This is a genomic window from Amycolatopsis sp. NBC_00438, assembly GCF_036026695.1.
In the GTDB taxonomy this organism is placed as follows: Bacteria; Actinomycetota; Actinomycetes; order Mycobacteriales; family Pseudonocardiaceae; genus Amycolatopsis.
In genome coordinates, this window is record NZ_CP107923.1 from 8,776,558 (window position 1) to 8,799,705 (window position 23,148).

The following is a 23,148-nucleotide window of genomic DNA, read 5'->3' on the forward strand; positions in this document are numbered from 1 at the left end:
CCACGATGTACCGCACCATGCTCAAGTCGAAGATCCACCGGGTCACCGTCACCCAGGCCGACCTGCACTACGTCGGCTCGGTCACCGTCGACGAGGACCTGATGGAGGCCGCGGACCTGCTGCCGGGGGAACAGGTGTCCATTGTGGACGTCACCAACGGGGCGCGGCTGGAGACCTACGTCATCAAGGGGGAACGCGGCAGCGGGGTGCTCGGCATCAACGGCGCCGCGGCCCACCTGGTGCACCCGGGTGACCTGGTCATCCTGATCTCGTACGGCCAGATGGAAGACGCCGAGGCCGCGAGGTACGAACCGCGCGTGGTGTTCGTCGACGCGGACAACCGGATCGTCCACCGGCACGCCGATCCCGGCCACGCGCCGGAGGGCTCCGGGCTGCTCAGCGGCACGGTGACCCTGCCGGAGGAGGAGACGGCGATCTTCCCGGTGGCCGAGACGGCGGACGCCCGCCGGCTCGACGCGTTGCTGCACGCGGAAAGCTGACCCGCTTGCTGCTCACCGTGGACGTCGGCAACACGAACATCGTGCTGGGGCTGTATTCCGGCACCGAGCTCGTGGGCGACTGGCGCATGCGCACCGACGCGCGGATGACCGCCGACGAGCTCGCGCTGACCGTGCGCGGGCTCCTCGGCCCGCACGCCGGCGACGTCACGGGGATCAGCGCGTTGTCGACGGTGCCGGCGGTGCTGCGGGAACTGCGGGTGATGCTTTCCCGCTACTACGCGAAAGTGCCGAAGATCGTCGTCGAGCCGGGGGTGCGCACGGGCGTCGCCCTGCTGGTCGACAACCCGAAGGAGGTGGGCGCGGACCGGCTGGTGAACACGCTGGCCGCGCACCACCTCCACGACACGGCGTGCGTCGTGGTCGACTTCGGCACGTCGACCAACGTGGACGCGATCTCGGCGCGCGGCGAGTTCCTGGGCGGCGCGTTCGCCCCCGGCATCGAGATCTCGGTCGACGCGCTGGCCGCGCGGGCGGCGGCCCTGCGGAAGGTCGAGCTGGTGCCGCCGCGGTCGGTGATCGGCAAGAACACGGTGGAGTGCCTGCAGTCGGGCATCCTCTACGGCTTCGCCGGCCAGGTGGACGGCCTGGTCCGCCGGATCGTCCGCGAGCTGTCCCCGGGCGGCCGGGAACCGGTGGCGGTGCTCGCCACCGGTGGCCTGGCGCCCTTGGTGATCAGCGAGTCGGAGACGATCACCGACCACGTCCCGGACCTGACCCTGCTCGGCCTGCGGCTGGTCTACGAGCGCAACATCCGCCCTTAGCCGCGCGCCAGGCGGCGGCGTTCCAGGACGTAACCCAGCGCCGTCACGGCCAGCGCCGGCAACGCCACCACCGCCTGCGGGAACTTCGCCGTCCCCGGCGGGTCGACGGCCTTCGAGCCCGGGTAGGCGAGCGCGGAGATCTGCGTCAGCCAGTACAGCGACGCCAGGGTCGCGCCGGCGTCGAGCCCCTCCCGGGACGAAGGCGCCCGCCAGAGCTGCCACAGGCTCGTGGCGCCGAGCGCGAGCCCGAGGCTCATCGTCTGGCCGTTGTGGAACTTCGCGTGCGGCGGCCAGGCGGGGTTCTTCACGTGGGTCTCGTTCCAGTCGGCCCGGTAGGGACCGACCGCGGTCACGAGCGACGTCAGGGAAATCAGTGCCCGGCCCCAGGATGTGGTGCGCATGTGTCCAGTCTGGAACCTCCAGTTTGGTGGAGGTCAAGGCATCGTGTCTCAGCGGCGCCGGCTGCGGAACGTCCAGGTGATCAGCGGCAGGTCGAACTCGCCGGATGCCGTCGCCGGGTTCGTCTCCAGGAAGCCGCGGACGCGGGCGACCAGCGGCGCGGACTCCGCCGGGTCCGAGATGATCACGCGTGAATAGGTCTGCAGCGTTTCGAGCAGGCTCTCCGCCGTCCGCCGGTGGGCGTGCCGGAAGCGGCCGCTTTCGAACGGGGTGAACGCCGGGTGCGTGGCCGGCTGCCGGTCGCCGTCGGTGGCCGGGCGGCGCCACCCCATGCTCGCGGTGCCGGTGAACTCCGCCACCCACGGCACCGATTCGTCTTCGTAGTTCCACATCGGCACGAACACCCCGCCCGGGCGCAGCACGCGCGCCATTTCGGTCATCGCGGGCCCGACGTCGAACCAGTGGAACGCCTGGCCGACGAAAATCGCGTCGACGGCGGAGTCGGGCAACGGGATCCGTTCCGCGCGGCCCTCCAGTGCCGTCACCGAGGGCAGCAGGCGGGAGAGTTCGGCCAGCATTTCCGGGTCGGGTTCGACCGCGGTGACGTCGAGGCCGAGTCCGGCCAGGGTCTCGGTGACCTTGCCGGTGCCCGCGGCGAGATCGAGCACGCGCCGGGGTGTGCCGTCCGCGCCGGCGAGCCCCCATTCGATCGCTTCCCGCGAGTAGTCGGGCCGGTGCTCGGCGTACGCCCCGGCACGTGAACCGAAGGAAGCGGCTTGCCGGGCGCGGATGCCGGGTGTGGGATCACTCACCGGCCCAGGCTAATGGAGGGAAAAGAAAGGTAATCCGGTTGGCGTAGCGTCGCGCGAGGTTCGTACCCTATGGGCCATGACCGAAAACCCCGCTTCCACCAGCGACCCCGCCGAAGACGAACTGCCCGAGCAGATGCGGGTGCGCCGGGAGAAGCGCGACCGGATCATCGCCGGGGGGATCGATCCTTACCCGGTGGAGGTGCCCCGCACGCACTCGCTCGCCGAGGTGCGCGAGTCGCATTCCGGGCTGCCCGCCGACACCGCGACCGGTGATCTGGTCGGTGTCACCGGCCGGGTGATGTTCCTGCGCAATACGGGCAAATTGTGCTTCGCCAGCCTTCGTGAGGGTGACGGCACCGAACTGCAGGCCATGATCAGCCTGGCCAAGGTCGGCGAAGACGCGCTGGCGGCGTGGAAGTCCGACGTCGATCTGGGCGACCACGTCTTCGTGCACGGTGAGGTCATCACCTCCAAGCGCGGCGAGCTTTCGGTGATGGCCGACAGCTGGCGGATCACGTCGAAGTCGCTGCGCCCGCTCCCGGTGGCCCACAAGGAGCTCGCCGAGGAGACCCGGATCCGGCAGCGCTACGTCGACCTCATCCTGCGCCCGCGCGCGCGCGACGTCGTGCGCACGCGCGCCGGCGTCGTCCGGTCGCTGCGGGAGTCGTTCCACCGGCGCGGGTTCACCGAGGTCGAGACGCCGATGCTGCAGACGCTGCACGGCGGCGCCGCGGCTCGCCCGTTCGTGACGCACTCGAACGCCTTCGACCTGGAGCTCTTCCTGCGGATCGCGCCGGAGCTCTACCTCAAGCGCTGTGTCGTCGGCGGCATCGAGAAGGTGTTCGAGATCAATCGCAACTTCCGGAACGAGGGCAGCGACTCGTCGCACTCGCCGGAGTTCGCGATGCTCGAGTACTACGAGGCGTACGCGACGTACGACACCAATGCCGTGATGACCCGGGAGCTGATCCAGTCGGCCGCGCGGGACGTCTTGGACACCGAAGTCGTCACGCTGCCCGACGGTTCGGAGTACGACCTCTCCGGCGAATGGACCACACTCGGAATGTACGAGTCGTTGTCCGATTCCCTCGGCGAAGAGGTGACGCCGGAGACCCCGGCCGCCAAACTGCACGGATTCGCGCAGGCCAGGGGCCTGGAAGTGGACCCGAAGCTCACGCACGGCAAGCTGGTCGAAGAACTGTGGGAACACCTCGTCGGAGATCACCTGCACGCCCCGACGTTTGTGCGTGATTTTCCGCTGGAGACGTCGCCATTGACCAGGCAGCACCGCTCCCGGGCCGGCGTGGCCGAGAAGTGGGACCTCTACGTGCGCGGATTCGAACTCGCCACCGGATACTCCGAGCTGGTCGATCCGGTCGTCGAACGGGAACGGCTCACCGAACAGTCCAGGCTGGCGGCGCAGGGCGATAGCGAAGCCATGCGGCTGGATGAAGATTTCCTCCGGGCACTTGAGTACGGAATGCCACCGAGCGGCGGGGTCGGAATGGGTATCGACCGGCTGCTGATGGCGCTGACCGGTCTCGGTATCCGGGAGACGATCCTCTTCCCGCTCACCAGGCCCGAATAACCCGGCCGTGTGAGTCGGCACTGGTTATCTCAATGAGATTTGCGCTGTCACCCGGAAGCGGGTACTAATGTACAGACAAAGTCTTCTGTGCGGGGCTCGCCCCGTAACCAGATCATTGAGTAAGCCCCCGCAGGAGGAAACAGATGGCACAGAAGGTGCTCGTCTCGCTGGTCGATGACCTCGACGGCAGTGAGGCGGAAGAGACCGTCGAGTTCGGTTTGGACGGCATCAGCTACCAGATCGACCTCTCCTCGGAAAACGCCGAGGAGCTCCGGGACGCGCTCGCTCAGTATGTCGAGCACGCGCGCCGCGCCGGTGGTCGCAAGCGCGCTTCCGTGCGTCCGGTCGCGGGTGGCAAGGGCTCCGCTCGCCCGGCCGCCGTCGACCGTGAGCAGAACCAGGCCATTCGGTCCTGGGCACGCAAGAACGGGTACGCGGTTTCGGACCGGGGCCGGATCCCCTCCGAGGTCGTCGAGGCCTACCACAAGAAGAACTGACGCGGGGTTTGCGGGACTACGGCCGCCGGGCGAATTCGCCCGGCGGCTTTCTTCATGCCCGATGACTGTCCGGTACCGGCCCGGGGCCGGTGCGGGCCGTTCGGGCGTACTCGCCGGGCGACTGGCCCGTCACCGCCGCGAAATCGCGGATGAAGTGCGACTGGTCGCTATAGCCCAGCCGAACCGCCAGTCCGGCGTAATCCACTGGTCCTTCGGTGGCGATCCGGTGCGCGGCGTCGTTGAGCCGGTAAATCCGGATCGCCCACTTGGGCGGGCAACCGACGTGTTCGGCGAACAACCGCTGGACTGAGCGGGTGGTCAGTCCAGTATCCGCGCACAGCTGCGCCACCCGGGTAATTCCCGGATCCCGCGCGATTGATTCGACGGCCGCCACGGCCTCTCGTGCGGCCGGTCGGAGTACTGCCGCATTTGCGATCAGCAAGTTGTCGATCGCACCGACCATTTGCGCGTCACCGGACGCGGTCCGCACCGATTCCGCGGCTTCGAGGGCCTGCGCGCCGAAAACATCCGTGAGCGGGACGGTGCGGTCGGCGATGTCACTCACCGGACCGCCGAGGAACGCGCGGAAGGAGCCCGGCCGGAATCGCACGCCGAGGCCTTGCACGCGCCCTTCGAGCCGATGTGAAAAGACTTCACGACCCGGTCCGTACACCCCGGAAGCGGTGGGGAAGAACGTCGCGTGCACCGCGAGGTTCGGCAGCACGCGCTGCTCGTGCGGCGGTTTGCCGCGCCGGTCCCAGTGCAGCACCCAGTGGTAGTCGACGAATGCCGCCAGTTCGGGCGCCGGCGGGTGCCGGGTGAGGGTGAACACCGCGCGGGCGGCGGCCTCGGCCACGATGCCCTGCGGGATCCGGTGTTCCACCACCGTCACACGGTAACTGTCGCGTTCTTTCAAGACGACGTCGTGGCGGGGCCGATTTGCTCTCGGGATGACTGCCGAGTTGATGCGCCCCGCCGCGGCCGAGTTCCTGCGCGTCGCGCTCGCCGTGGACGACCTGGGCGCCCCGACGCCGTGCGAGGGCTACGACGTCCGCGGGCTGCTGAACCACCTTCTCTACTGGGGCCCGTGGCTGGTCGCCGCGGGACGCCACGAGGACCCGCCGTCGCCCGGCGCCGGCGAGGCCGGCGCGGACCTGGTGACGGCCGGCTGGGCGGCGGCGCTGGAGAAGCAGACGGAGACGCTGGTGGAGGTGTTCGAGACGCCGGCGGCGTGGACGGGCACGACCAAGCTGGGCACGGCCGAGCTGCCGGCCGCGGTGATCGGCGGAATGGTCCTGGGCGAGTTCGTCCTGCACGGCTGGGACCTGGCCCGCGCGAGCGGCCGATCGCTGCACTGCGCGCCCGCCGCGGCGGGCGCGGTCCTGGAGTCGGCGCGGGCGATGGGCGAGCAGGCGCGCGCGATGGGCGTCTACGGCCCTGAGGTACCGGTTCCGGCGGACGCCGCCGTGGTGGACCGCGCACTCGGGGCGGCGGGCCGCGATCCGTCGTGGAGCCGCTGAAGTGCTGTTAAGGCCACCTTGCGGGCGTCAGACGCCCGCAAGGTGGCCTTGACGGCACTCGGAACCGGGGTCAGCGGGAGCAGGTGCGGGGGCAGCCGTCGCACTCGGACTCGGCCGGGAGCAGGTACGAGAAGCAGCAGCTCTCGCGGCGCCGGGTCCACTCGCGGTGTCCGTCCGCTCCCTCTTCCAGGCGCAGCGTCGACGCCGACGTCAACGGCGGGTAGACGGTGTCGAGGACCAGGGCCGCGTCGGCGACGCCCGCGCCTTCGGCCTCCGGGGTGCCGCCCTGGCGGCCCGCCCACCAGAGCGAGTTCTCCAGCGCGTCCGTCGCCGCGGCCCAGAGCATGCGGCGGCCCAGCCTGCTGACCGGGGCGTACGCCTGGACGAACTTGGCCGCGTGGGCCAGGTAGTGGGCCCGCAGGACCGCCGCGAGGGCCCGCTCGTCGCGGACGACCGTCGCCTCCGGGCGGGCCGAGCCCGGGTCCGTCGGGAGGCAGTAGAAGTCGTCGCCGAGGACGGCCATGCCGTCGGGGTGGGGGCGGTCGTCGGCCAGCCGGAACGCCAGCTCGCCGGGCTTCAGCGAGGGCACCCGGCGCTCGTGGTGCAGCAGCAGCGCGCCGACGTACGCCGGGACGTGCAGGTACCAGGTCATCACGTAGCTGGCCGTGGTCCGCGCCGGCGCCGCGTCGTGCTCGCGCAGCAGCCAGTCGCCCAGCAGGCCGCGCCACTCGTCGAAGTACGCCGGCGTCTCCAGCAGCTCCGAACAGCGGATCCAGCCGGCCGGGACGTCACGGCGCAGTTCGTTGCGTTCCTGCAGGCCGGAGACCCGCAGGAGCGACGACGCGAGGCCGTCGCCGACCTCGCGTGCGTCACGGAAAGACCGCTGCTGGTTCAACCGCGGCCCTCCTGACGCCGTGGGGATTAGGCCTGCCTAACCTTACAGGCTTTCCGGGGCTGCGCCAATCGGGTGGCGGCGATCACGGCTCTCCCACCTTGCGGACCTGTTCGCGGTGAGCGGACACCGCGCGGATGGCGGAATCCGGGTGGCCGTCCGCACGTTGGGCTTGACGTAAAGGTGCAGGGCAACCCGAAGATGGGATGCGCCCGGAGAGCTCCACGTCCGGGTGCGAAAAAGACCGCGAACAGCCGTAGTGGTACGCCAGCGCGACCAGTTGGCTACTAGAGTGGTCTCACGGTGCTGAATCCATCGCGGTGAAAGCACGCACGATGGATAACGGGCCGCCGGCGCAGCAGTCGAGGGAGTGCACATGTTTGAGAGGTTCACCGACCGCGCGAGGCGGGTGGTCGTTCTGGCTCAAGAAGAAGCCAGGATGCTCAACCACAACTACATCGGCACCGAGCACATCCTCCTGGGTCTGATCCACGAGGGTGAGGGTGTCGCCGCCAAGGCGCTGGAGTCGCTGGGCATCGCCCTGGAGGGCGTGCGCCAGCAGGTCGAAGAGATCATCGGCCAGGGCCAGCAGGCGCCGAGCGGGCACATCCCGTTCACGCCGCGGGCGAAGAAGGTGCTGGAGCTGTCGCTGCGCGAAGCGCTGCAGCTCGGCCACAACTACATCGGTACCGAGCACATCCTGCTGGGCCTGATCCGCGAGGGCGAAGGCGTCGCCGCGCAAGTGCTGGTCAAGCTGGGTGCGGACCTGAACCGCGTCCGCCAGCAGGTCCTGCAGCTGCTCTCGGGCTACCAGGGCAAGGAGTCCACCGAAACGGGTTCCGGCGGTCGTGGTGAAGGCACCCCGTCGTCGTCGCTGGTGCTGGACCAGTTCGGCCGCAACATGACGGTGCTCGCCCGCGAGGGCAAGCTCGACCCGGTCATCGGGCGCGGCAAGGAGATCGAGCGGGTCATGCAGGTCCTGTCCCGCCGGACCAAGAACAACCCGGTGCTCATCGGCGAGCCCGGCGTCGGCAAGACCGCCGTCGTCGAGGGCCTGGCCCAGAGCATCGTCAAGGGCGAGGTCCCCGAGACGCTCAAGGACAAGCAGCTCTACACGCTGGACCTGGGCTCCCTGGTCGCCGGCTCCCGCTACCGCGGTGACTTCGAAGAGCGCCTGAAGAAGGTGCTCAAGGAGATCAAGACCCGCGGCGACATCATCCTGTTCATCGACGAGCTGCACACGCTCGTCGGGGCCGGTGCCGCCGAGGGCGCGATCGACGCGGCTTCGATCCTGAAGCCGATGCTCGCCCGCGGTGAGCTGCAGACGATCGGCGCGACCACGCTCGAGGAGTACCGCAAGTACATCGAGAAGGACGCCGCTCTCGAGCGCCGGTTCCAGCCGATCCAGGTCGGCGAGCCGTCGCTGGAGCACACGATCGAGATCCTCAAGGGCCTGCGTGACCGGTACGAGGCGCACCACCGCGTCTCGATCACCGACTCGGCGCTGGTCGCCGCCGCGACCCTGGCGGACCGGTACATCAACGACCGGTTCCTCCCGGACAAGGCGATCGACCTGATCGACGAGGCCGGCGCCCGGATGCGCATCCGCCGGATGACCGCGCCGCCGGACCTGCGCGAGTTCGACGAGAAGATCGCGAACGTCCGCCGCGACAAGGAGTCCGCGATCGACGCGCAGGACTTCGAGCGGGCCGCCCGCCTGCGTGACGAGGAGAAGACGCTCCTCGGCCAGAAGGGCGAGCGGGAGAAGCAGTGGAAGGACGGCGACCTCGACGTCGTCGCCGAGGTCGACGACGAGCAGATCGCGGAGGTGCTGGCCAACTGGACCGGCATCCCGGTGTTCAAGCTGACCGAGGAGGAGACCACCCGGCTGCTGCGCATGGAGGAGGAACTCCACAAGCGCATCATCGGCCAGGAGGACGCGGTCAAGGCCGTCTCGCAGGCGATCCGCCGTACGCGTGCCGGTCTGAAGGACCCGAAGCGCCCGTCGGGCTCGTTCATCTTCGCCGGCCCGTCCGGTGTCGGTAAGACCGAGCTGTCGAAGGCGCTGGCGGCGTTCCTGTTCGGCGAGGACGACGCGCTCATCCAGATCGACATGGGCGAGTTCCACGACCGCTACACCGCTTCGCGGCTCTTCGGTGCCCCTCCGGGCTACGTCGGCTACGAAGAGGGCGGACAGCTGACGGAGAAGGTGCGTCGCAAGCCGTTCTCGGTGGTCCTGTTCGACGAGATCGAGAAGGCGCACCAGGAGATCTACAACACGCTCCTGCAGGTGCTGGAAGACGGCCGCCTGACCGACGGTCAGGGTCGCACGGTCGACTTCAAGAACACGGTCCTCATCTTCACGTCCAACCTGGGCACGTCGGACATCTCGAAGTCCGTCTCGCTCGGGTTCGCCGGCGGCAACGACGTCAGCACGAAGTACGAGAAGATGAAGCAAAAGGTCAACGAGGAAATGAAGAAGCATTTCCGCCCGGAGTTCCTGAACCGGATCGATGACATCATCGTGTTCCACCAGCTGACCAAGGAACAGATCATCATGATGGTCGATCTGATGATCGGCCGCGTGGAGAAGCAGCTCAAGGCCAAGGACATGGAGCTGGAGCTGACCGAGAAGGCGAAGTCCTTGCTCGCGAAGCGCGGCTTCGACCCGGTGCTGGGTGCCCGGCCGCTGCGCCGCACCATCCAGCGCGAGATCGAGGACCAGCTGTCGGAGAAGATCCTCTTCGGCGAGGTCGAGGCCGGCCAGATCATCCTGGTCGACGTCGAAGGCTGGAGCGGCAACCCCGAGGACAAGGACGACCAGGCCAAGTTCACCTTCCGCGGTGAGCGCCGGCCGTCCTCGATCCCGGACGCCCCGCCGGTCAGCATCGGCGCCGGTCACGAAGAGAACGGCGGCGAAGCCGAAGGCGAGTGATCGCCTGAACGCTTGAAGGTCGTGTAGTACGCCGGAAGGGCGGCTCCCCACTGGGGAGCCGCCCTTCTCGCATGTCCGGGCTCTGGTCCCCGGCGCGCTTGTGTTATAAGATGTGCATTATAGTCATGAGATGGAGTGGGAGATTGAACTCCACGACGAGGTGGATCGCTGGTTCGTGGAGTTGTGTCGGGAAGACCCGGTCACGGCGGATCGGGTCGAAGAAGCGATCGACATGCTCGCTCGTGAAGGTCCGAGGCTCGGCAGGCCACTGGTCGACCGGATCAAGGGCGCGGATCTGCACAACTTGAAAGAGCTGAGGCCGGCGTCGGCGGGAAGCAGTGAGATCCGGATCCTGTTCGCATTCGACCCCGTACGTCGTGCGGTGCTCTTGGTGGCGGGGGACAAAGCGGGAAACTGGAAGCGCTGGTACGACCTCACCATTCCGATAGCGGAGAAGCGGTTCCGGGAGCACTTGCGAAGCGGAGAGGAGGACTGAGCGATGAGCCGATCTTGGCGGGAAGTCAAGGCTGACAAGTTCGCGATCGACCGCGAAGCGGGCCGTGACGTCGATGCCGCCCACGTCGCGGCGCGTGAGGCCACCCAGGCGTACGTACTCGGGTTTCGCTTGGCGCAACTGCGTGATGACGCGGGTGTCAGCCAGACCGAACTCGCCCGGCGCATGGGGGTGAGCCAGCCGCGGATCAGTCAGCTCGAGCGGGGTGATCCCGGCCAGATGGAGCTGGACACCCTCGCGCGCTACATCGCTGCCCTGGGCGGGCGGATGCGAGTGGTCGCCGACTTCGACGACCATGACGTCACCGTTTCCGCGAGCCAGCGGGACCAGCGGGACCAGCGCGACGCCTGTGCCTGATCGAGGCACCGCAGGCGCATGAGACGATGCCCGCGGACCTTGGGAGGGGAATCCGCGTGGACGTGCTGTCGATCGACTTCGGGACTTCCAGCACGGTCGGGGTGCTCTCCGCGTTCGGCCGGGGGTCGCGGGCCATCGAGGTCGACGGGTCGGTCACCATGTCCTCCGCTGTCTTCCTCAACGATGACGGCCTGCTCATCGTCGGGCAGGACGCCGAACGTGGCGCGCGGCTCGATCCCGGGCGGTTCGAGGCGAATCCCAAGCGGCGGATCGACGAAGGTGTCCTGCGGCTCGGTGGCACCACCGTCCGGATCACCGATGCCTTCGCGGCCGTTCTGCGGCGGATGGGCGAGGAAGCTGGGCGGCAGCTGGGACGGCTGCCCGGGCAGACGCGGATCTCGCATCCCGCGGGCTGGGGGGCGACGCGGCAGGAAACCCTGCGGACCGCCGCCACCGAAGCCGGGCTCGCCGATGTGCGGCTGATCCCCGAACCGGTGGCCGCCGCCGCGCACTACGGGAGTCTCGGCAACCGCGGTGCCGGGCCGATCGGCGTCTACGACCTCGGGGCCGGCACCTTCGACTGCGCCGTCGTCGGCATGTCCGCGCAGGGCTTCGCGGTGCTCGCCGAGGACGGCCTGCCCGACCTCGGCAGCCTCGACATCGACCAGGCGCTGCTCGGGCACATCGGCCGCTCGGTGTCGCACACCGATCCGGCGCAGTGGCAACGCCTGTTGCGCCCGCAGACGACCGCCGACCGCCGCCTGCGCCGCGCGCTGCTCCAGGATGTCCGGGACGCCAAGGAAAGCCTGTCCCGGCACCCGCAGACCGAGGTGCCGATGCCCGAGCCGTTCGGTGACGTCCTCGTCAGCCGGGACGAGCTCGAGGCGCTCGTGCGGCCCAGCCTGCTGCGCAGCGTCGAGCTGCTCGCCGCGACCATCCACAGAGCGGGCCTGAACCCCGCGCGGCTCGCCGGCGTCTACCTGGTCGGCGGGCCCAGCCGGATGCCGTTGCTGGCCGGGCTTCTGGGCCGTCAGCTCGGCATCGTGCCGACCACGCAGGACCAGCCGGAGACAGCCGTCGCGTTCGGGCTGCACCACGTGCCGCTCGGGACGAGCGATCCGAACCTCACCGTGCCCGCGTTCGCGCCGGTCCGCCCGCCCGTGACGCCACCGCGCCCGCAACCCTGGCCGCCGCGGCAGACCTTCCGGCCGCCGCAGCCGCCGAAACCTCAGCCCAGCAAGAAGAAACCACTGCTCATCGCGGCTGCCGTGCTCGTCGTCATCGCGATCGTGGTGACCGTGGTCCTGCTCACGACCCGCGGTGACGCCGCGGCTCAGTCCACAGTGGACTGCACGAGCACGGCGCAGCGCGACCAAGGCGGGTTCACCGCCTGCCTGCGATCGCTCGCCGGGACGGTGCCAGAGCGTGCCGCGTGCCGGCAATCCGACAGCGTCGCCGGGATCGTGCACGCGCAGACCGCCGTCACGTGTGGTTTCCCGGGCGGGTTCGGCAAGAGCAGCGCCGTCACCTACTACCAGGGCCTGACCGTCGACGCCGTCGAGGCGGGCGCGAAGCTACAGATGGGCGAGGGCACCGTCCAACGCGGGACCTGGGACGGCGGCGGGCTGCACGGCCGGTACGTCGCCGGGGTCGGCACGCTCGCCGGGGTCGTGCTGTTCGGCGCGGACGGCCGTGAAGCGGCCGGGCTCTACGTCTCGATCGACTTCAAGGACCGCGACCGCCGCACCGAAGACCTCGTCGCGTACTTCACGAGCGACCTCAAACCGGCCTGACTCACCGGCCGGGTGGGCCCGGCGTCACGGAGCGGCGGCCGGGCAGGAACCGGATCCCCGCCAGCCACGGCCAGAGAGCCTGCAGCAGGCCGGAAACCACGGCCAGCAGGAGGATCCGGTAGTCGCCGAGGGCGCCCGTCACGTTGTAGACGACCAGCAGCGGCACCTGCGTGATGAGCGCGGACACCACGGCCTGCCACTGCGGCCAGATCCGGGCCACCATCAGCGCGATCAGGGTGAGCAGAGCCGAACCGCCGAACGCGGCCCAGAGGGCGAACACACCGAGTGCGCTCTGGTTGACCATCGCGCAGAAGCCTTCGACGGCGTCGGCGCACATGGTGTCGTAACGGTGGCCGGCCCACACCCAGAGCGCGCCGGTGCCCGCGCCGCCGGCCAGGGCCGCGAGGACGACCACGAGCACCGCCCGCGGGTCCGCCCGGGGTCTCAATGCTCCACGCCCGCACTGACGGCGATGTCCTCGGTGAGCTTCGACGCCGTGTCCACCAGGACGTCCAGCGCTTCGGCGATCCGGTCGACGCTCAGCGACGGCGCGACCTTCCCGGACGCCGCGACCTGCTCGGGGCTGAACGGCACGTGCACAAAACCGCCGCGCACGCCCGGAAACGTCGTCAGCAGGTGCATCAAGCCGTAGAAGACCTGGTTGCAGACGTACGTCCCGGCCGTGTGGGACACCGACGCCGGCACGCCCGCCGCGCGGATCGCCGCGACGCAGGCCTTCACCGGGAGCGTCGTGAAGTACGCCGCCGGGCCGTCTTCGACGACCGGGACGTCCACCGGCCGCGCGCCCGCGTTGTCCGGGATGCGGGCGTCGACCAGGTTGATCGCGACACGCTCCGGCGTCACCTCGGTGCGGCCGCCCGCCTGCCCGACACAGACCACCAGCTCCGGCCGGTGTTCCTCGATGGCCCGCCTTAGCGCGGGCAGCGACGCCGCGAACTCGCACGGCAGCTCGACCGCGGCGACGTCGTCCCGCCGCGCCCCGAGCAGCGACACCGCCTGCCACGAGGGATTCACCGATTCGCCGCCGAACGGCGCGAACCCCGTCATCAGCACCCTGGCCATGCATCCTCCCCAAAGTCCGTGAAGGCCTCCTTGAGGGACTCTAGTTCCCTCAAGGAGGCCTTCACGGACTTTCGGCCTCAGGCGGCGGGCTTCAGGCCGCCCGGGTAGAGGTATTGGTCGGCGGGCTTGCCGCTGCCGTACACCCACGCGTCGAAGAAGCCCTTGAGGTTCTTGTGCGCGACGCTTTCGGTGTACCGCTGGAAGTCCTGCATGCTCGCGTTGCCGCCCCGGTGCAGCGCCGGCCAGGTCTTGAGGACCCGGTCGAACGCGCTCTGCCCGATGTAGTTCCGCAGCGCGTGCAGCATGACCGGGCCCTTCGAGTACACGTACGTGAACTCGTTGCCGGGGCCCATGTCGTACAGCTTGCCGTTCCAGAACCCGGCCGACGCCGTCTTGACGTCGTTCGCGTACTGCTTGTCCAGGTCGACGCCTTCCTTGGCCTCGTCCCAGAGCCAGGTGGCGTAGGACGCGAAGCACTCGTTCATGCAGACGTCACGCCAGTGGTCGACGGCCACCGAGTCGCCGTACCACTGGTGGGCGTTCTCGTGGACGATCGTCGGGACCGTGCCGGCCCAGCCCGCGCTGTAGATCGGCCGGCTCATCGTCTCGAGCGAGAAACCGATCTGCTCGTTGAGGAAGATGCCGCCCGCGGCGTCGATCGGGTACTTGCCGAACTTCGACTCGAGGAAGTCGAGGATCTCCGGCAGCCGCGCCTCGGCCTGCTTCGTCGAATCCGGCACGCCCGGGGCGAACGCGCTGACGATCGGCGTCCCGTCCTTGCGCTTCTGCCGGTCGAAGGTCCACTTGTCGATCGCGACCGTCGTCATGTAGGGCACGATCGGCGTTTCCTCGGCCCAGACGTGCGTCGTGCCGCCGGGCGCCTTGAACGTCCCGCGCTCGCGGCCGTTGGCGATCACGCCCCACTCGTCGGGCACGGTGATCGCGAGGTGGAACGTGGCCTTGTCGAGCGGGGTGTCGTTGACCGGGTACCAGGTGGTCGCCGACTTCGGCTCGCCGGCGGCGAACGCGCCGCCCGCCTGGGCGTACTGCCAGCCGTTGTTGCCCAGCGACGGGTCGTCGATGGGCGCGGGCACGCCGTGGTAACCGATCTTGACCTTGAAGTTCTGGCCGCGCCGCAGCGACCGCGACGGCGTGATGACCAGCTCGTGGTCGCCGGTCCGGCTGAACGTCGCGCCGCGGCCGTCGACCTGGATCGTGTCGACGGTCAGCCCGCGCAGGTCGAGGTTGAACGAGCTGAGGGCCTGCGTCGCCCGCGCCGCGATGTCCTGCACCCCGGTGAGCTGGTGCGACGCGGGGTCGTAGGTGACCTTCAGGTTGTAGTCGGCGACGTCGTATCCGCCGTTGCCGTCCTGGGGGTAGTAACTGTCCCCGGCGCCGTCGCTACCCGGCTTCGCGTCGCCCCAGCCGGTCCCGGCGGCGACACCCGAGCTCAGGCAGAGGCCGGTGAGCAGGGCGGCCGCGAGCACGACCGGTTTCTTGCCCCTCATGAACACTCCTGTCCGTTCTGGGGTGGAGGTGAACCCGCAACGTAGCGCCACGAACACGTACCGAGCCGGGTCGAAGTCTTATTTGTCCGGAAAATCAACACTTCCGTCGGTGCCGGTTCGGGCGTCCGCCCCCGGCCCGCAGGGAAGGTCTGGAAAGCTGGGTCCATGCGCGTTGCGCTGCTGGGCCCGCTGCGGGCGGCGGAAGACGACGGCACCCCGATCGACATCGGCGGAGCCCGCCTCCGCATGCTCTTGGCCAGGCTGGCGCTGGACGTCGGCCGGGCCGTCCCGGCCGACGCGCTGATCGACGGCCTCTGGGGCGCGGAGCCGCCCGCCGACGCGCCGAACGCCCTCCAGTCCCTGGTCTCGCGGCTGCGGAAAGCGCTGCCGGTGGCGATCGAGTCCGGTCCCGGCGGCTACCGGCTCGCCGTCGCCCGGGAGGACGTCGACGCCGAGCGGTTCGAACGGCTCGCCGCCGACGGCCGCCGTGAACTCGCCGCGGGCCGTGACGCCTACGCCGCCGAGCTGCTCGCCGAGGCGCTCGCGCTGTGGCAGGGCGGCGCGCTCGCCGACGTCCTGGACGCGCCGTTCGCGCAGGCGCCCGCCCGGCGGCTCACCGACCTGCGCGCCGAGGCGGCCGAGGACCGGTTCGACGCGCTCATCCGCCTGGGTGAGCACGCCGCCGTCCTGCCCGACCTGGCCGCCGCGGCCAACGCCGACCCGCTGCGCGAACGGCTCGCCGGCCTGCGGATCCGCGCGCTCTGCGCGGCCGGGCGGCAGTCCGAGGCGCTGACCGTCTACTCCGACCTGCGCCGCACGCTGGCCGACCAGCTCGGCGTCGACCCGTCGGCCGAGCTGCAGGAGATCCAGCTGGCCGCGTTGCGGGGCGAGTTCGCGCCGCCGTCGCCGGTGGCCGACCGGCTGCCGACGCGGCTGACGACGTTCGTCGGGCGGGACGACGAGCTCAAGCTGCTGGCCGAGCTGCTCGCCGGCGCCCGGCTGGTCACGCTGACCGGGCCGGGTGGCGCGGGCAAGACCCGGCTGGCCACCGAGGCGGCGTCCCGGCACCCGGCGCACCAGCACGGGCGTGTCTGGTTCGCCGCGCTGGCCGGCGTGCGCGACGCCGACGACGTCCCGGGTGCGCTGCTGGTCGCGCTGGGCGTGCGGGACATGCGCAGCACCGAGACCGAGGTGCGCCGCCGCGCCGCGGATCCGCTGGAGCAGGCCGTCGAGGTGCTCGGCGGCGGGGACACGCTGCTGGTGCTGGACAACTGCGAGCACGTCGTCGACGCCGCCGCGCGGCTGGCGGACGACCTGCTGCACCGGGTGCCGAGGCTGCGGATCCTGGCCACCAGCCGGGAGCCGCTGGCGATCACCGGCGAGGCGCTCTGCCCACTGGGGCCGTTGCCGGTGCCCGCGGAACGCGCCGCGCCCGCCGAGGCCGCCGAGCTGGACTCGACCCGGCTGTTCCTCGACCGGGCGGCCGCGGTCCGGCCCGACTTCGTGCTCGACGAGTCCACTGTGGACAACGTCGGGGAGATCTGCCGTCGGCTCGACGGGATGCCGCTGGCCCTGGAGCTGGCCGCGGCGCGGCTGCGGTCGATGACGGTCGCCCAGATCGCCGGCCGCCTCGGTGACCGGTTCCGGCTGCTCACCTCGGGCAGCCGCACGGCATTGCCGCGCCAGCGGACGCTGCGCGCGGTCGTCGAGTGGAGCTGGGACCTGCTGACCGACGCCGAGCTGGTGCTGGCCCGGCGGCTCTCGGTGTTCGCCGGCGGGGCCGAGCTGGAGACGGTCGAGGCCGTCTGCGCGGACGCGTCGCTGCCCGCGGCCGACGTACCGTACGTGCTCGGCAGCCTGGTCGAGAAGTCCATTGTGGACGTCGTGGCCGGCGGGACCGGCGAGCCGCGGTACCGGATGCTGGAGACGCTGCGGGCGTACGCCACCGAGCGGCTGGTGGAGTCCGGCGAGCTCGACGCGACGCGCCGCGCGATGGCGGCCTGCTACGCGGAGCTGTCGGCCCGGCTGGAGCCGGTGCTGCGCACCCGTGACCAGCTGCCCGTGATCGAGCGCTTCGAGGTCGAGAACGCCAACATGATCACGGCCCTGCGCGGCGCGATCGAGATGTCCGATGTGGACAACGCGGTCGGCCTGCTGGACGGGTTGTTCTGGTACCTGACCATCCTGGGCCAGGGCAGCCGGGTCGGCGGGCTGGTCCGCGAGACGCTCACCTTCGGTGACCGGCTGCCCCCGGCCGCCTCGGCGGCCTACCGGGCGATCCTGTACCTGATGGACGCCGTGCCGATGCGCAGCGAGAACGCCGACATCGTGCCGCTGGTCGACGAGTGCGTCGACACCGGCGCGATGGACCGCTACGCCGGGCTCGCGGTGGCCCTGCCGATGCTGGCCTTCCTGGGCGGCGACCGCGACATCGCGCTCCGCGAGGTGCGGCGCGCGGCGGGGAGCGCGGACCCGTGGACCCGCGCCGGCGGACACTGGGTGGAGAGCTTCGTGCTCGACGACGAGGGGGACGTCGAGGGCGCGGACCGGGCGCGGGAGCTGGCGCACGCCGGGTTCGTCGAGGTCGGCGACCGCTGGGGCACCGCGATGACGTTGAGCTTCCAGGCGTACGCGCTTTCGCAGGCGGGCGAAAGCGACCGGGCGATCGAGTGCTACCAACAGGGGCTGGCGCTGTCGATGGAGCTGCGCTCGCACGACGACGCCGTCCAGCACTGGTGGCGGCTGGCCGTGGAGCGGGCGCGCGCCGGCGACTTCGAAGGGGCGTGGCGCGATCAGGAGGCCGCCGAGCGCTACGGCGCCGGCATCACCAACCCGCAGCAGAAGATCGTCCTGATGTTCGGCCGGCTGGAACTGCTGGTGCGCACGGGCCGGCTCGCCGAGGCCCGCACGCAGCTCGACCGCGTCGGGGCACTGGCGCGGGAGGCGGAGTTCCCCGGCGGGATGGGCGAGGAGTGGGTCAACGCGGCCGAAGCGCGCCTTAGCCTGGCCGCCGGGCGCCCCGAAGAGGCGGAAGCCTTTGCGACCAAGGCGATCCGGTCCACCTACCTGCGGGGCGACATGCCGGACCTGGCCGGGACGGTGGAGCTGCTGGCGCTGATCCGGGCGCAGCAGGGCCGGTTCGAGGCGGCGGCCCGGGCACTCGCCGCGTCCGCCGTCATCCGCGGCCGGCTCGACCTCGGCAGCCCCGAGCTCCGGGAGCTGCGTGCTTCGCTGAGCGAAGCGCTGCCGGAATACGAAGAGCGGTACGAACAGGCCCGGACGACGTCCAAAGAGGACACGATCGCCTGGCTGCTGGCGGAACTCGACGCCGTCAAAAGCTGAAGGGGACGCTCGCCCCCGCGAACGTCCCCTTCAGCTACCGACGTGGGTCACCCCCGTGCACCCGCGCCCTCAGACCCGCCGGCGGTAGGCCCAGGTGGCCAGCGGGAAGAACACGATGACCGCGCCGGCCATCCAGGCCAGGGCCCCGGCCAGCGGCCCGGCGACCGCGCCGCCGTTCATCAGGCCGCGCAGCGCGTTGGCCATCAGGCTCACCGGGCTGATGTCCGCCCACGCCTTCAGCCAGCCCGGCATCGTGGCGGTGCTGACGAACACGTTGCTGCCGAACGTCAGCGGCATGATGAAGACGAACATCAGCGCCGTCGCCGCGCCCGGCGACTTCATGATCATGCCGACGAACACCGAGCCCCAGCAGAAGCACAGCCCGAACGCCAGCGCGAGCAGGATCGCCACGATGAATTCGCCGGGGCTGGTCGCGATCCGGTAGCCCATGATCGTCGCGACGACCATCAGCACGGTCAGGCAGACCACGTACCGCACGATGTCCGCGAGCACCGCGCCGATCAGGGGGGCCGACCGGGCGATCGGCATGCTGCGGAACCGGTCGAACACGCCCTTGGTGATGTCGGTGTTGAGGTTCGTGCCGACCGTGAGGCAGGCCTGCAGGATGTTCATCACCATGATCCCCGGCACGACCATCTGCAGGTACGCGTCGGTCGACCCGGACAGCGCGCCACCGAACAGGTAGACGAACATGACCAGGAAGATGATCGGCATCAGCGTGACGTCGGCCAGCTGCTCCGGGTTCTTGCGGATCTTCAGGACGCCGCGCCAGGCCAGCGAAAGCGCGTGCTGGAAGCCCTTGGCGGGGCTGATGTGCCGCGGCGGGGCCGGGCGGTCGAGTGCCAGGGTCGTCATGCCAGGCTCCCTTCGAGATCGCGGGTGTCGTCGGTGGACTGTTCGGCGGCGTGCCCGGTCAGGGCGAGGAACACCTCGTCGAGGCTGGGCAGCCGCAGCGCCAGCTCGTCCGCGGTGATGCCGGCCTCGTCGAGCTTGCGGACCAGGGTGGACAGCAGCACCGGGTCCTTGACCGGCGCGGTGAGCAGCCCGGACGCGTCGTCCCGGGTGGGCCGGACGCCGCTGAGGTCGCCGAGGATCCGGTTGACGGCGTCCATGTCGGACAGCTGGGTCGGCCGCACCTGCAGCGTCTGGCCGCCGACCCGGCGCTTGAGCTCGTCGGCCCGGCCGTCGGCGACGACCCGGCCGTGGTCGAACACGGTGATCTTGTCGGCGAGCTGGTCGGCCTCCTCCAGGTACTGCGTGGTCAGCAGCACCGTCGCGCCGTCGGCGACGAGGTTGCGGACGACGTCCCAGACCTCGTTGCGGGCGTGCGGGTCGAGGCCGGTGGTCGGTTCGTCGAGGTAGAGCACCTCGGGGCCGCCGACCAGGCTGGCGGCCAGGTCGATCCGGCGTCGCATGCCGCCGGAGAACGTCCGGATCGGCCGCTTGGCCGCGCCGGTCAGCTCGAACCGCTCGATCAGTTCGGTGGCGCGCTTGCGGGCCTGGGCCCGGGGCAGGCCGTAGAGCCGGCCGATGAGCATCAGGTTCTCGATGCCGTTGAGGTCCTCGTCGACCGACGCGTACTGCCCGGTCAGCCCGATCAGGCTGCGCACCCGGACCGGGTCGGTGACCACGTCGTAGCCCCCGACCGTGGCTCTCCCGGCGTCCGGTTTCATCAACGTCGCCAGAATGCGGATCGCGGTCGTCTTGCCCGCGCCGTTCGGCCCGAGCACCCCCACCACCTGGCCGTAGGGGACCTCGAGGTCCACCCCGTCCAGCGCCTTGGTTTCCCCGAAATGCTTGACCAGACCTTCGGCCTGGATCGCGTGCGACATGGGCGTCCTCCTTCGCTGGTCGCTGTGAGGACCACAGTGGACGTCGCTGCTGGCAGGCCGCGCACAGCGCGCTGGCAGCGGCTGTCCGGCGCTGGCAGGCCCGGTGGAGATGTTGTGGAGGTGTGGTCGCCGCCCGGGCCGTCCGGCGGCGGCCTCGGCATACTCGGCACCATGGTGACAACGGAAGAGACGCGGGTGCGGCGGAAGAACCCGCTGGTCACGGCCCTGCTGGTGGTGCCCGTGGTGCCGCTGGCGGTGCTGGCCGCGCTGCGCCTGGCCGGCTTCGACGGCGACTGGTACCTCCTGGTCGCGCTGTCGTTGACGCCGTACGCGGTCATTTACGGCGCGCTGTCCGGCGGCTTGGCGCTGGCGTGCCGGCGCTGGTGGGTCGGCGGGGTCGCGCTGGTGCTGGCGATCGCGCTGGCCGTGCTGGTGGTGCCGCGGGTTTCGGCGAGCGATCAGCGCGACGTGCACGGCAAGACCCTGCGTGTGCTCTCCTCGAACCTGCTCTACGGCCAGGCGGACCCGAAAGCCGTCGTCGACCTGGTCCGCTCGCAGCGGATCGACGTGCTCAACCTGGTCGAGATGACGCCCCGGGTGGTCGACGGCCTGACCGCGGCCGGGCTGTTCCAGACGTTGCCGTACCGCGTCCTGCACCCCGCGCCCGGCGCGTTCGGCTCGGGGATCGTGTCGCGCTTCCCCCTGACGGAGGTCAACCTGACGGGTGATTCCGCGGCCAAGCAGCCGGGCGCCCAGGCCGACCTCGGCGACGGCGTGGTGGTGGAGATCGTCGCCGTGCACCCGATCTCCCCGGACGTCGACACCCCGCAGTGGGAGCGCGAGACGAAGGACCTCTCCCGCGCGGCGGGCGAGCACGGCCTCCGGATCCTCGCGGGCGACTTCAACGCGACCCTGGACCACGCGGCGTTCCGCACGGTCCTGTCCCGCGGTTACAACGACGCGGCCGAGCAGCGCGGCTCAGGGCTGACGCCGACGTGGCCGTCGTCCATGCCCGTGGTGACCATCGACCACGTCGTGGTGGACAACCGCGCCGCGGTGCGGGACTACGGCGTGTTCGACGTCCCGGGCAGTGATCACCGCGCGGTTTTCGCCGAAGTGCAACTGCCGTGAGCGCGCCGCCGGACGGCGATTGGGTGGCGTCCGACGTCGGCTTGAACGGCTACCACGAGGTCACCGCCAACTGGACCGGTGACGCGGGGTGCGCGTCGCTGAAGATCGACCCGGGGCCGGGCAGCGGGGCGCCCGGTCCGGAAGGGAGTTCGGCCGCCGCGAGGCCGACGGCACGCTCACGAAACTGGCCGGCCTGGGCGGCAACCCGACTGGTACTGCTCGTCGGTGCTGATCTCCGCGGGAACGTCCTGGCAGCGCGGTGACCTGGGCTGTTCCGGCTCCCCGGTGACGGCGGCGGCGACCCTGGCCGACGGCCGCGTGCTGCTCGCCGGCAACCGCGACCTCTGGGTGCGCCCGTAGTCGTGAGTGTTCAGGGCGGTTAGAACCGGCCTAAACACTCACGAGCTGTTCGAGCGTCTCCAGCGCGCCGGCCGCGATCGAGACGCCGCGGTTGTGGCGGATCTGCGGCTCTCGCGGGTTGATCCGGATCAACGCGCCCGTCGCGGCGCTGGCGAGTTCGCTGTAGCGGCGGACCGTCGGGACCGCCTGGCCCGCGCCCAGCTCCACCACCACGAGGTCTCGCGCGGTGCGGCGCCACGCCGTCAGCTCATCCAGCTGCTCCTGGCTGCGGTCCGGGACCCACTCGTAGTCGCCGAACATCAGGATGTTGGGGCGCGCCAAGCCGCCGCAGCGCGGGCACGACGGCAGCGGCGATCCTGCGCGCATCGTTTCGGTGTCGATCGCGACTTCGACGTCGGCCGGCCAGATGTCCGTGCTGCAGCCGGCCAGGCACTGCAGGTGGTGGATCGAGCCGTGCGCCTCGGCGACGTGCTCGAAGCCCGCCTTCTGGAACTGTCCGTCCACATTGGACGTGAAGACGCGGACACCGCCGGCCGGCCGGAGTTCGCGCAGCAGGGCGAACCCGCGGTGGGGCACCGTCTTGCGGTACAGGTCCAGCCGGTGACCGTAGAAACCCCAGGCCAGCTCGGGATCGTCGGCGAAGTGGCGCGGGTCGGCGATCTCCTCGAACTGCAGCCCGAGGCGCGCATACGGCGGGTACGCGCGCCAGAACCCTTCGCCGCCCCGGAAGTCCGGCAGCCCGGAGTCGACACCCATCCCGGCGCCGGCGCAGATCAGCAGTGCGCCGGCGCCGCCCAGCAGTTCCGCGGCGCGGGCGAGGTCACTCACCCGGCTGCGAGCCGAGGACGACCTCGAACTCCAGCAGGCTGGCCCCGGACGAGACGGGCTTCGCGCGCTCCCCGGCGTGCGCGGCCGCGGCGGCGCCACCGGTCGCCCAGGCCTGGTAGGCCTCCTCCGTCTCCCACTTCGTGTAGACGAAGTACCGCGTCTCACCGGAAACCGGCCGCAGCAGCTCGAAGCCGAGAAAGCCGGGCTGCTGGTCGACGGCGTGCAGCCGCGCACCGAACCGCTTCTCCAGCTCGGGGCCGGCCCCTTCGGGAACCTCGATCGCGTTGATCTTCACGACACTCATGGCTCCACCCTACTGACGCCGGCACCACCGGCCCGATGATCCGCGCCACGGCGAACACCTACGTACCCAGAGGGTCGGCTCGCGTACCCAGAGAGTCGGCTCGCGTACCCAGAGGGTCGGTTCGTGAGCCGACTGTCCGGGTACGTGAGC

At 70.5% G+C, this 23,148-nt stretch carries 23 protein-coding genes; 12 read left to right on the plus strand and 11 right to left on the minus strand.

Annotated elements, in window-relative coordinates; all coding sequences use genetic code 11:
- Positions 1–5: 5 nt before the first annotated feature.
- Positions 6–500, plus strand: a complete 495-nt coding sequence (panD, locus tag OG494_RS40310; RefSeq protein WP_328447808.1) for an aspartate 1-decarboxylase — start codon at positions 6–8, stop codon at positions 498–500.
- 5 nt (positions 501–505) lie between these two features.
- Positions 506–1,282, plus strand: coding sequence for a type III pantothenate kinase (locus OG494_RS40315; RefSeq protein WP_328447809.1), 777 nt, complete (start codon positions 506–508; stop codon positions 1,280–1,282).
- Here OG494_RS40315 and OG494_RS40320 read toward each other — a convergent pair.
- Both OG494_RS40320 and OG494_RS40325 read right to left on the minus strand, forming a co-directional pair.
- A complete protein-coding gene (locus tag OG494_RS40320) occupies positions 1,279–1,683 on the minus strand; it encodes a DUF6640 family protein (protein WP_328447810.1) in 405 nt (134 codons plus the stop codon). The two genes, OG494_RS40315 and OG494_RS40320, sit on opposite strands and share 4 nt — an antisense overlap.
- Positions 1,684–1,731: 48 nt before the next feature.
- Positions 1,732–2,493, minus strand: a complete 762-nt coding sequence (locus OG494_RS40325; protein ID WP_328447812.1) for a class I SAM-dependent methyltransferase — start codon at positions 2,491–2,493, stop codon at positions 1,732–1,734.
- A gap of 76 nt (positions 2,494–2,569) precedes the next feature.
- Between OG494_RS40325 and lysS the strand changes: the two genes are divergently transcribed.
- Positions 2,570–4,081, plus strand: a complete 1,512-nt coding sequence (lysS, locus tag OG494_RS40330; protein ID WP_328447814.1) for a lysine--tRNA ligase — start codon at positions 2,570–2,572, stop codon at positions 4,079–4,081.
- 143 nt (positions 4,082–4,224) lie between these two features.
- Entirely contained in the window at positions 4,225–4,578 is a 354-nt protein-coding gene (locus OG494_RS40335; RefSeq protein WP_247058791.1) for a histone-like nucleoid-structuring protein Lsr2, read from the plus strand.
- Between the two features lie 52 nt (positions 4,579–4,630).
- Here OG494_RS40335 and OG494_RS40340 read toward each other — a convergent pair whose 3' ends face one another.
- Positions 4,631–5,464 carry an AraC family transcriptional regulator gene (locus tag OG494_RS40340; RefSeq protein WP_328459175.1) on the minus strand — a complete coding sequence of 278 codons (834 nt, stop codon included), beginning with the start codon at positions 5,462–5,464 and terminating at the stop codon, positions 4,631–4,633.
- A gap of 64 nt (positions 5,465–5,528) precedes the next feature.
- Here OG494_RS40340 and OG494_RS40345 point away from each other — a divergent pair, with 64 nt between their 5' ends.
- Positions 5,529–6,098: a TIGR03086 family metal-binding protein gene (locus tag OG494_RS40345; RefSeq protein ID WP_328447816.1), complete on the plus strand. Its 570-nt coding sequence runs from the start codon at positions 5,529–5,531 to the stop codon at positions 6,096–6,098.
- A gap of 70 nt (positions 6,099–6,168) precedes the next feature.
- Here the strand turns inward: OG494_RS40345 and OG494_RS40350 are convergent, their stop codons facing one another.
- Positions 6,169–6,993 carry a (2Fe-2S)-binding protein gene (locus OG494_RS40350; protein WP_328447817.1) on the minus strand — a complete coding sequence of 275 codons (825 nt, stop codon included), beginning with the start codon at positions 6,991–6,993 and terminating at the stop codon, positions 6,169–6,171.
- Between the two features lie 373 nt (positions 6,994–7,366).
- Between OG494_RS40350 and OG494_RS40355 the strand changes: the two genes are divergently transcribed.
- The 4 genes from OG494_RS40355 to OG494_RS40370 all read left to right on the plus strand — a co-directional run bounded on the left by OG494_RS40355 (position 7,367) and on the right by OG494_RS40370 (position 12,589).
- On the plus strand, positions 7,367–9,925 hold the full coding sequence (locus OG494_RS40355; RefSeq protein ID WP_247058787.1) for an ATP-dependent Clp protease ATP-binding subunit: 2,559 nt from the start codon (positions 7,367–7,369) through the stop codon (positions 9,923–9,925).
- A 130-nt stretch (positions 9,926–10,055) separates the two neighbouring features.
- The gene (locus OG494_RS40360; RefSeq protein WP_328447818.1) at positions 10,056–10,421 is read left to right on the plus strand and encodes a type II toxin-antitoxin system RelE/ParE family toxin; all 366 of its coding nucleotides are present in this window, start codon (positions 10,056–10,058) and stop codon (positions 10,419–10,421) included.
- A 3-nt stretch (positions 10,422–10,424) separates the two neighbouring features.
- Entirely contained in the window at positions 10,425–10,796 is a 372-nt protein-coding gene (locus OG494_RS40365; RefSeq protein ID WP_328447820.1) for a helix-turn-helix domain-containing protein, read from the plus strand.
- A gap of 56 nt (positions 10,797–10,852) precedes the next feature.
- Positions 10,853–12,589, plus strand: a complete 1,737-nt coding sequence (locus OG494_RS40370) for an Hsp70 family protein (RefSeq protein WP_328447822.1) — start codon at positions 10,853–10,855, stop codon at positions 12,587–12,589.
- 1 nt (position 12,590) lies between these two features.
- Here the strand turns inward: OG494_RS40370 and OG494_RS40375 are convergent, their stop codons facing one another.
- The 3 genes from OG494_RS40375 to OG494_RS40385 all read right to left on the minus strand — a co-directional run bounded on the left by OG494_RS40375 (position 12,591) and on the right by OG494_RS40385 (position 15,180).
- On the minus strand, positions 12,591–13,037 hold the full coding sequence (locus tag OG494_RS40375; RefSeq protein ID WP_328447824.1) for a hypothetical protein: 447 nt from the start codon (positions 13,035–13,037) through the stop codon (positions 12,591–12,593).
- Positions 13,034–13,672 carry a pyroglutamyl-peptidase I gene (gene pcp / locus OG494_RS40380; RefSeq protein ID WP_328447826.1) on the minus strand — a complete coding sequence of 213 codons (639 nt, stop codon included), beginning with the start codon at positions 13,670–13,672 and terminating at the stop codon, positions 13,034–13,036. Before pcp ends, OG494_RS40375 begins: the two co-directional genes overlap by 4 nt.
- A gap of 77 nt (positions 13,673–13,749) precedes the next feature.
- Positions 13,750–15,180, minus strand: coding sequence for a M1 family metallopeptidase (locus OG494_RS40385; RefSeq protein WP_328447828.1), 1,431 nt, complete (start codon positions 15,178–15,180; stop codon positions 13,750–13,752).
- Positions 15,181–15,345: 165 nt separating this feature from the next.
- Between OG494_RS40385 and OG494_RS40390 the strand changes: the two genes are divergently transcribed.
- Positions 15,346–18,522, plus strand: coding sequence for a BTAD domain-containing putative transcriptional regulator (locus tag OG494_RS40390; RefSeq protein ID WP_328447830.1), 3,177 nt, complete (start codon positions 15,346–15,348; stop codon positions 18,520–18,522).
- A 69-nt stretch (positions 18,523–18,591) separates the two neighbouring features.
- Here OG494_RS40390 and OG494_RS40395 read toward each other — a convergent pair whose 3' ends face one another.
- Both OG494_RS40395 and OG494_RS40400 read right to left on the minus strand, forming a co-directional pair.
- Positions 18,592–19,398 carry an ABC transporter permease gene (locus tag OG494_RS40395; protein WP_328447832.1) on the minus strand — a complete coding sequence of 269 codons (807 nt, stop codon included), beginning with the start codon at positions 19,396–19,398 and terminating at the stop codon, positions 18,592–18,594.
- Entirely contained in the window at positions 19,395–20,375 is a 981-nt protein-coding gene (locus OG494_RS40400; protein WP_328447834.1) for an ATP-binding cassette domain-containing protein, read from the minus strand. The genes OG494_RS40395 and OG494_RS40400 overlap by 4 nt, the downstream gene beginning before the upstream one ends.
- 171 nt (positions 20,376–20,546) lie before the next feature.
- On the opposite strand from OG494_RS40400, the gene OG494_RS40405 reads away from it, so the two are divergent.
- Positions 20,547–21,506 carry an endonuclease/exonuclease/phosphatase family protein gene (locus OG494_RS40405; RefSeq protein WP_328447836.1) on the plus strand — a complete coding sequence of 320 codons (960 nt, stop codon included), beginning with the start codon at positions 20,547–20,549 and terminating at the stop codon, positions 21,504–21,506.
- 225 nt (positions 21,507–21,731) lie between these two features.
- Positions 21,732–21,866, plus strand: coding sequence for a hypothetical protein (locus OG494_RS40410; protein ID WP_328447838.1), 135 nt, complete (start codon positions 21,732–21,734; stop codon positions 21,864–21,866).
- Between the two features lie 30 nt (positions 21,867–21,896).
- On the opposite strand, the gene OG494_RS40415 is transcribed toward OG494_RS40410, so the two are convergent.
- Positions 21,897–22,694: an SIR2 family NAD-dependent protein deacylase gene (locus tag OG494_RS40415; RefSeq protein WP_328447840.1), complete on the minus strand. Its 798-nt coding sequence runs from the start codon at positions 22,692–22,694 to the stop codon at positions 21,897–21,899.
- Positions 22,687–22,998, minus strand: a complete 312-nt coding sequence (locus OG494_RS40420; protein WP_328447842.1) for an antibiotic biosynthesis monooxygenase family protein — start codon at positions 22,996–22,998, stop codon at positions 22,687–22,689. Before OG494_RS40420 ends, OG494_RS40415 begins: the two co-directional genes overlap by 8 nt.
- Positions 22,999–23,148 lie beyond the last annotated feature (150 nt).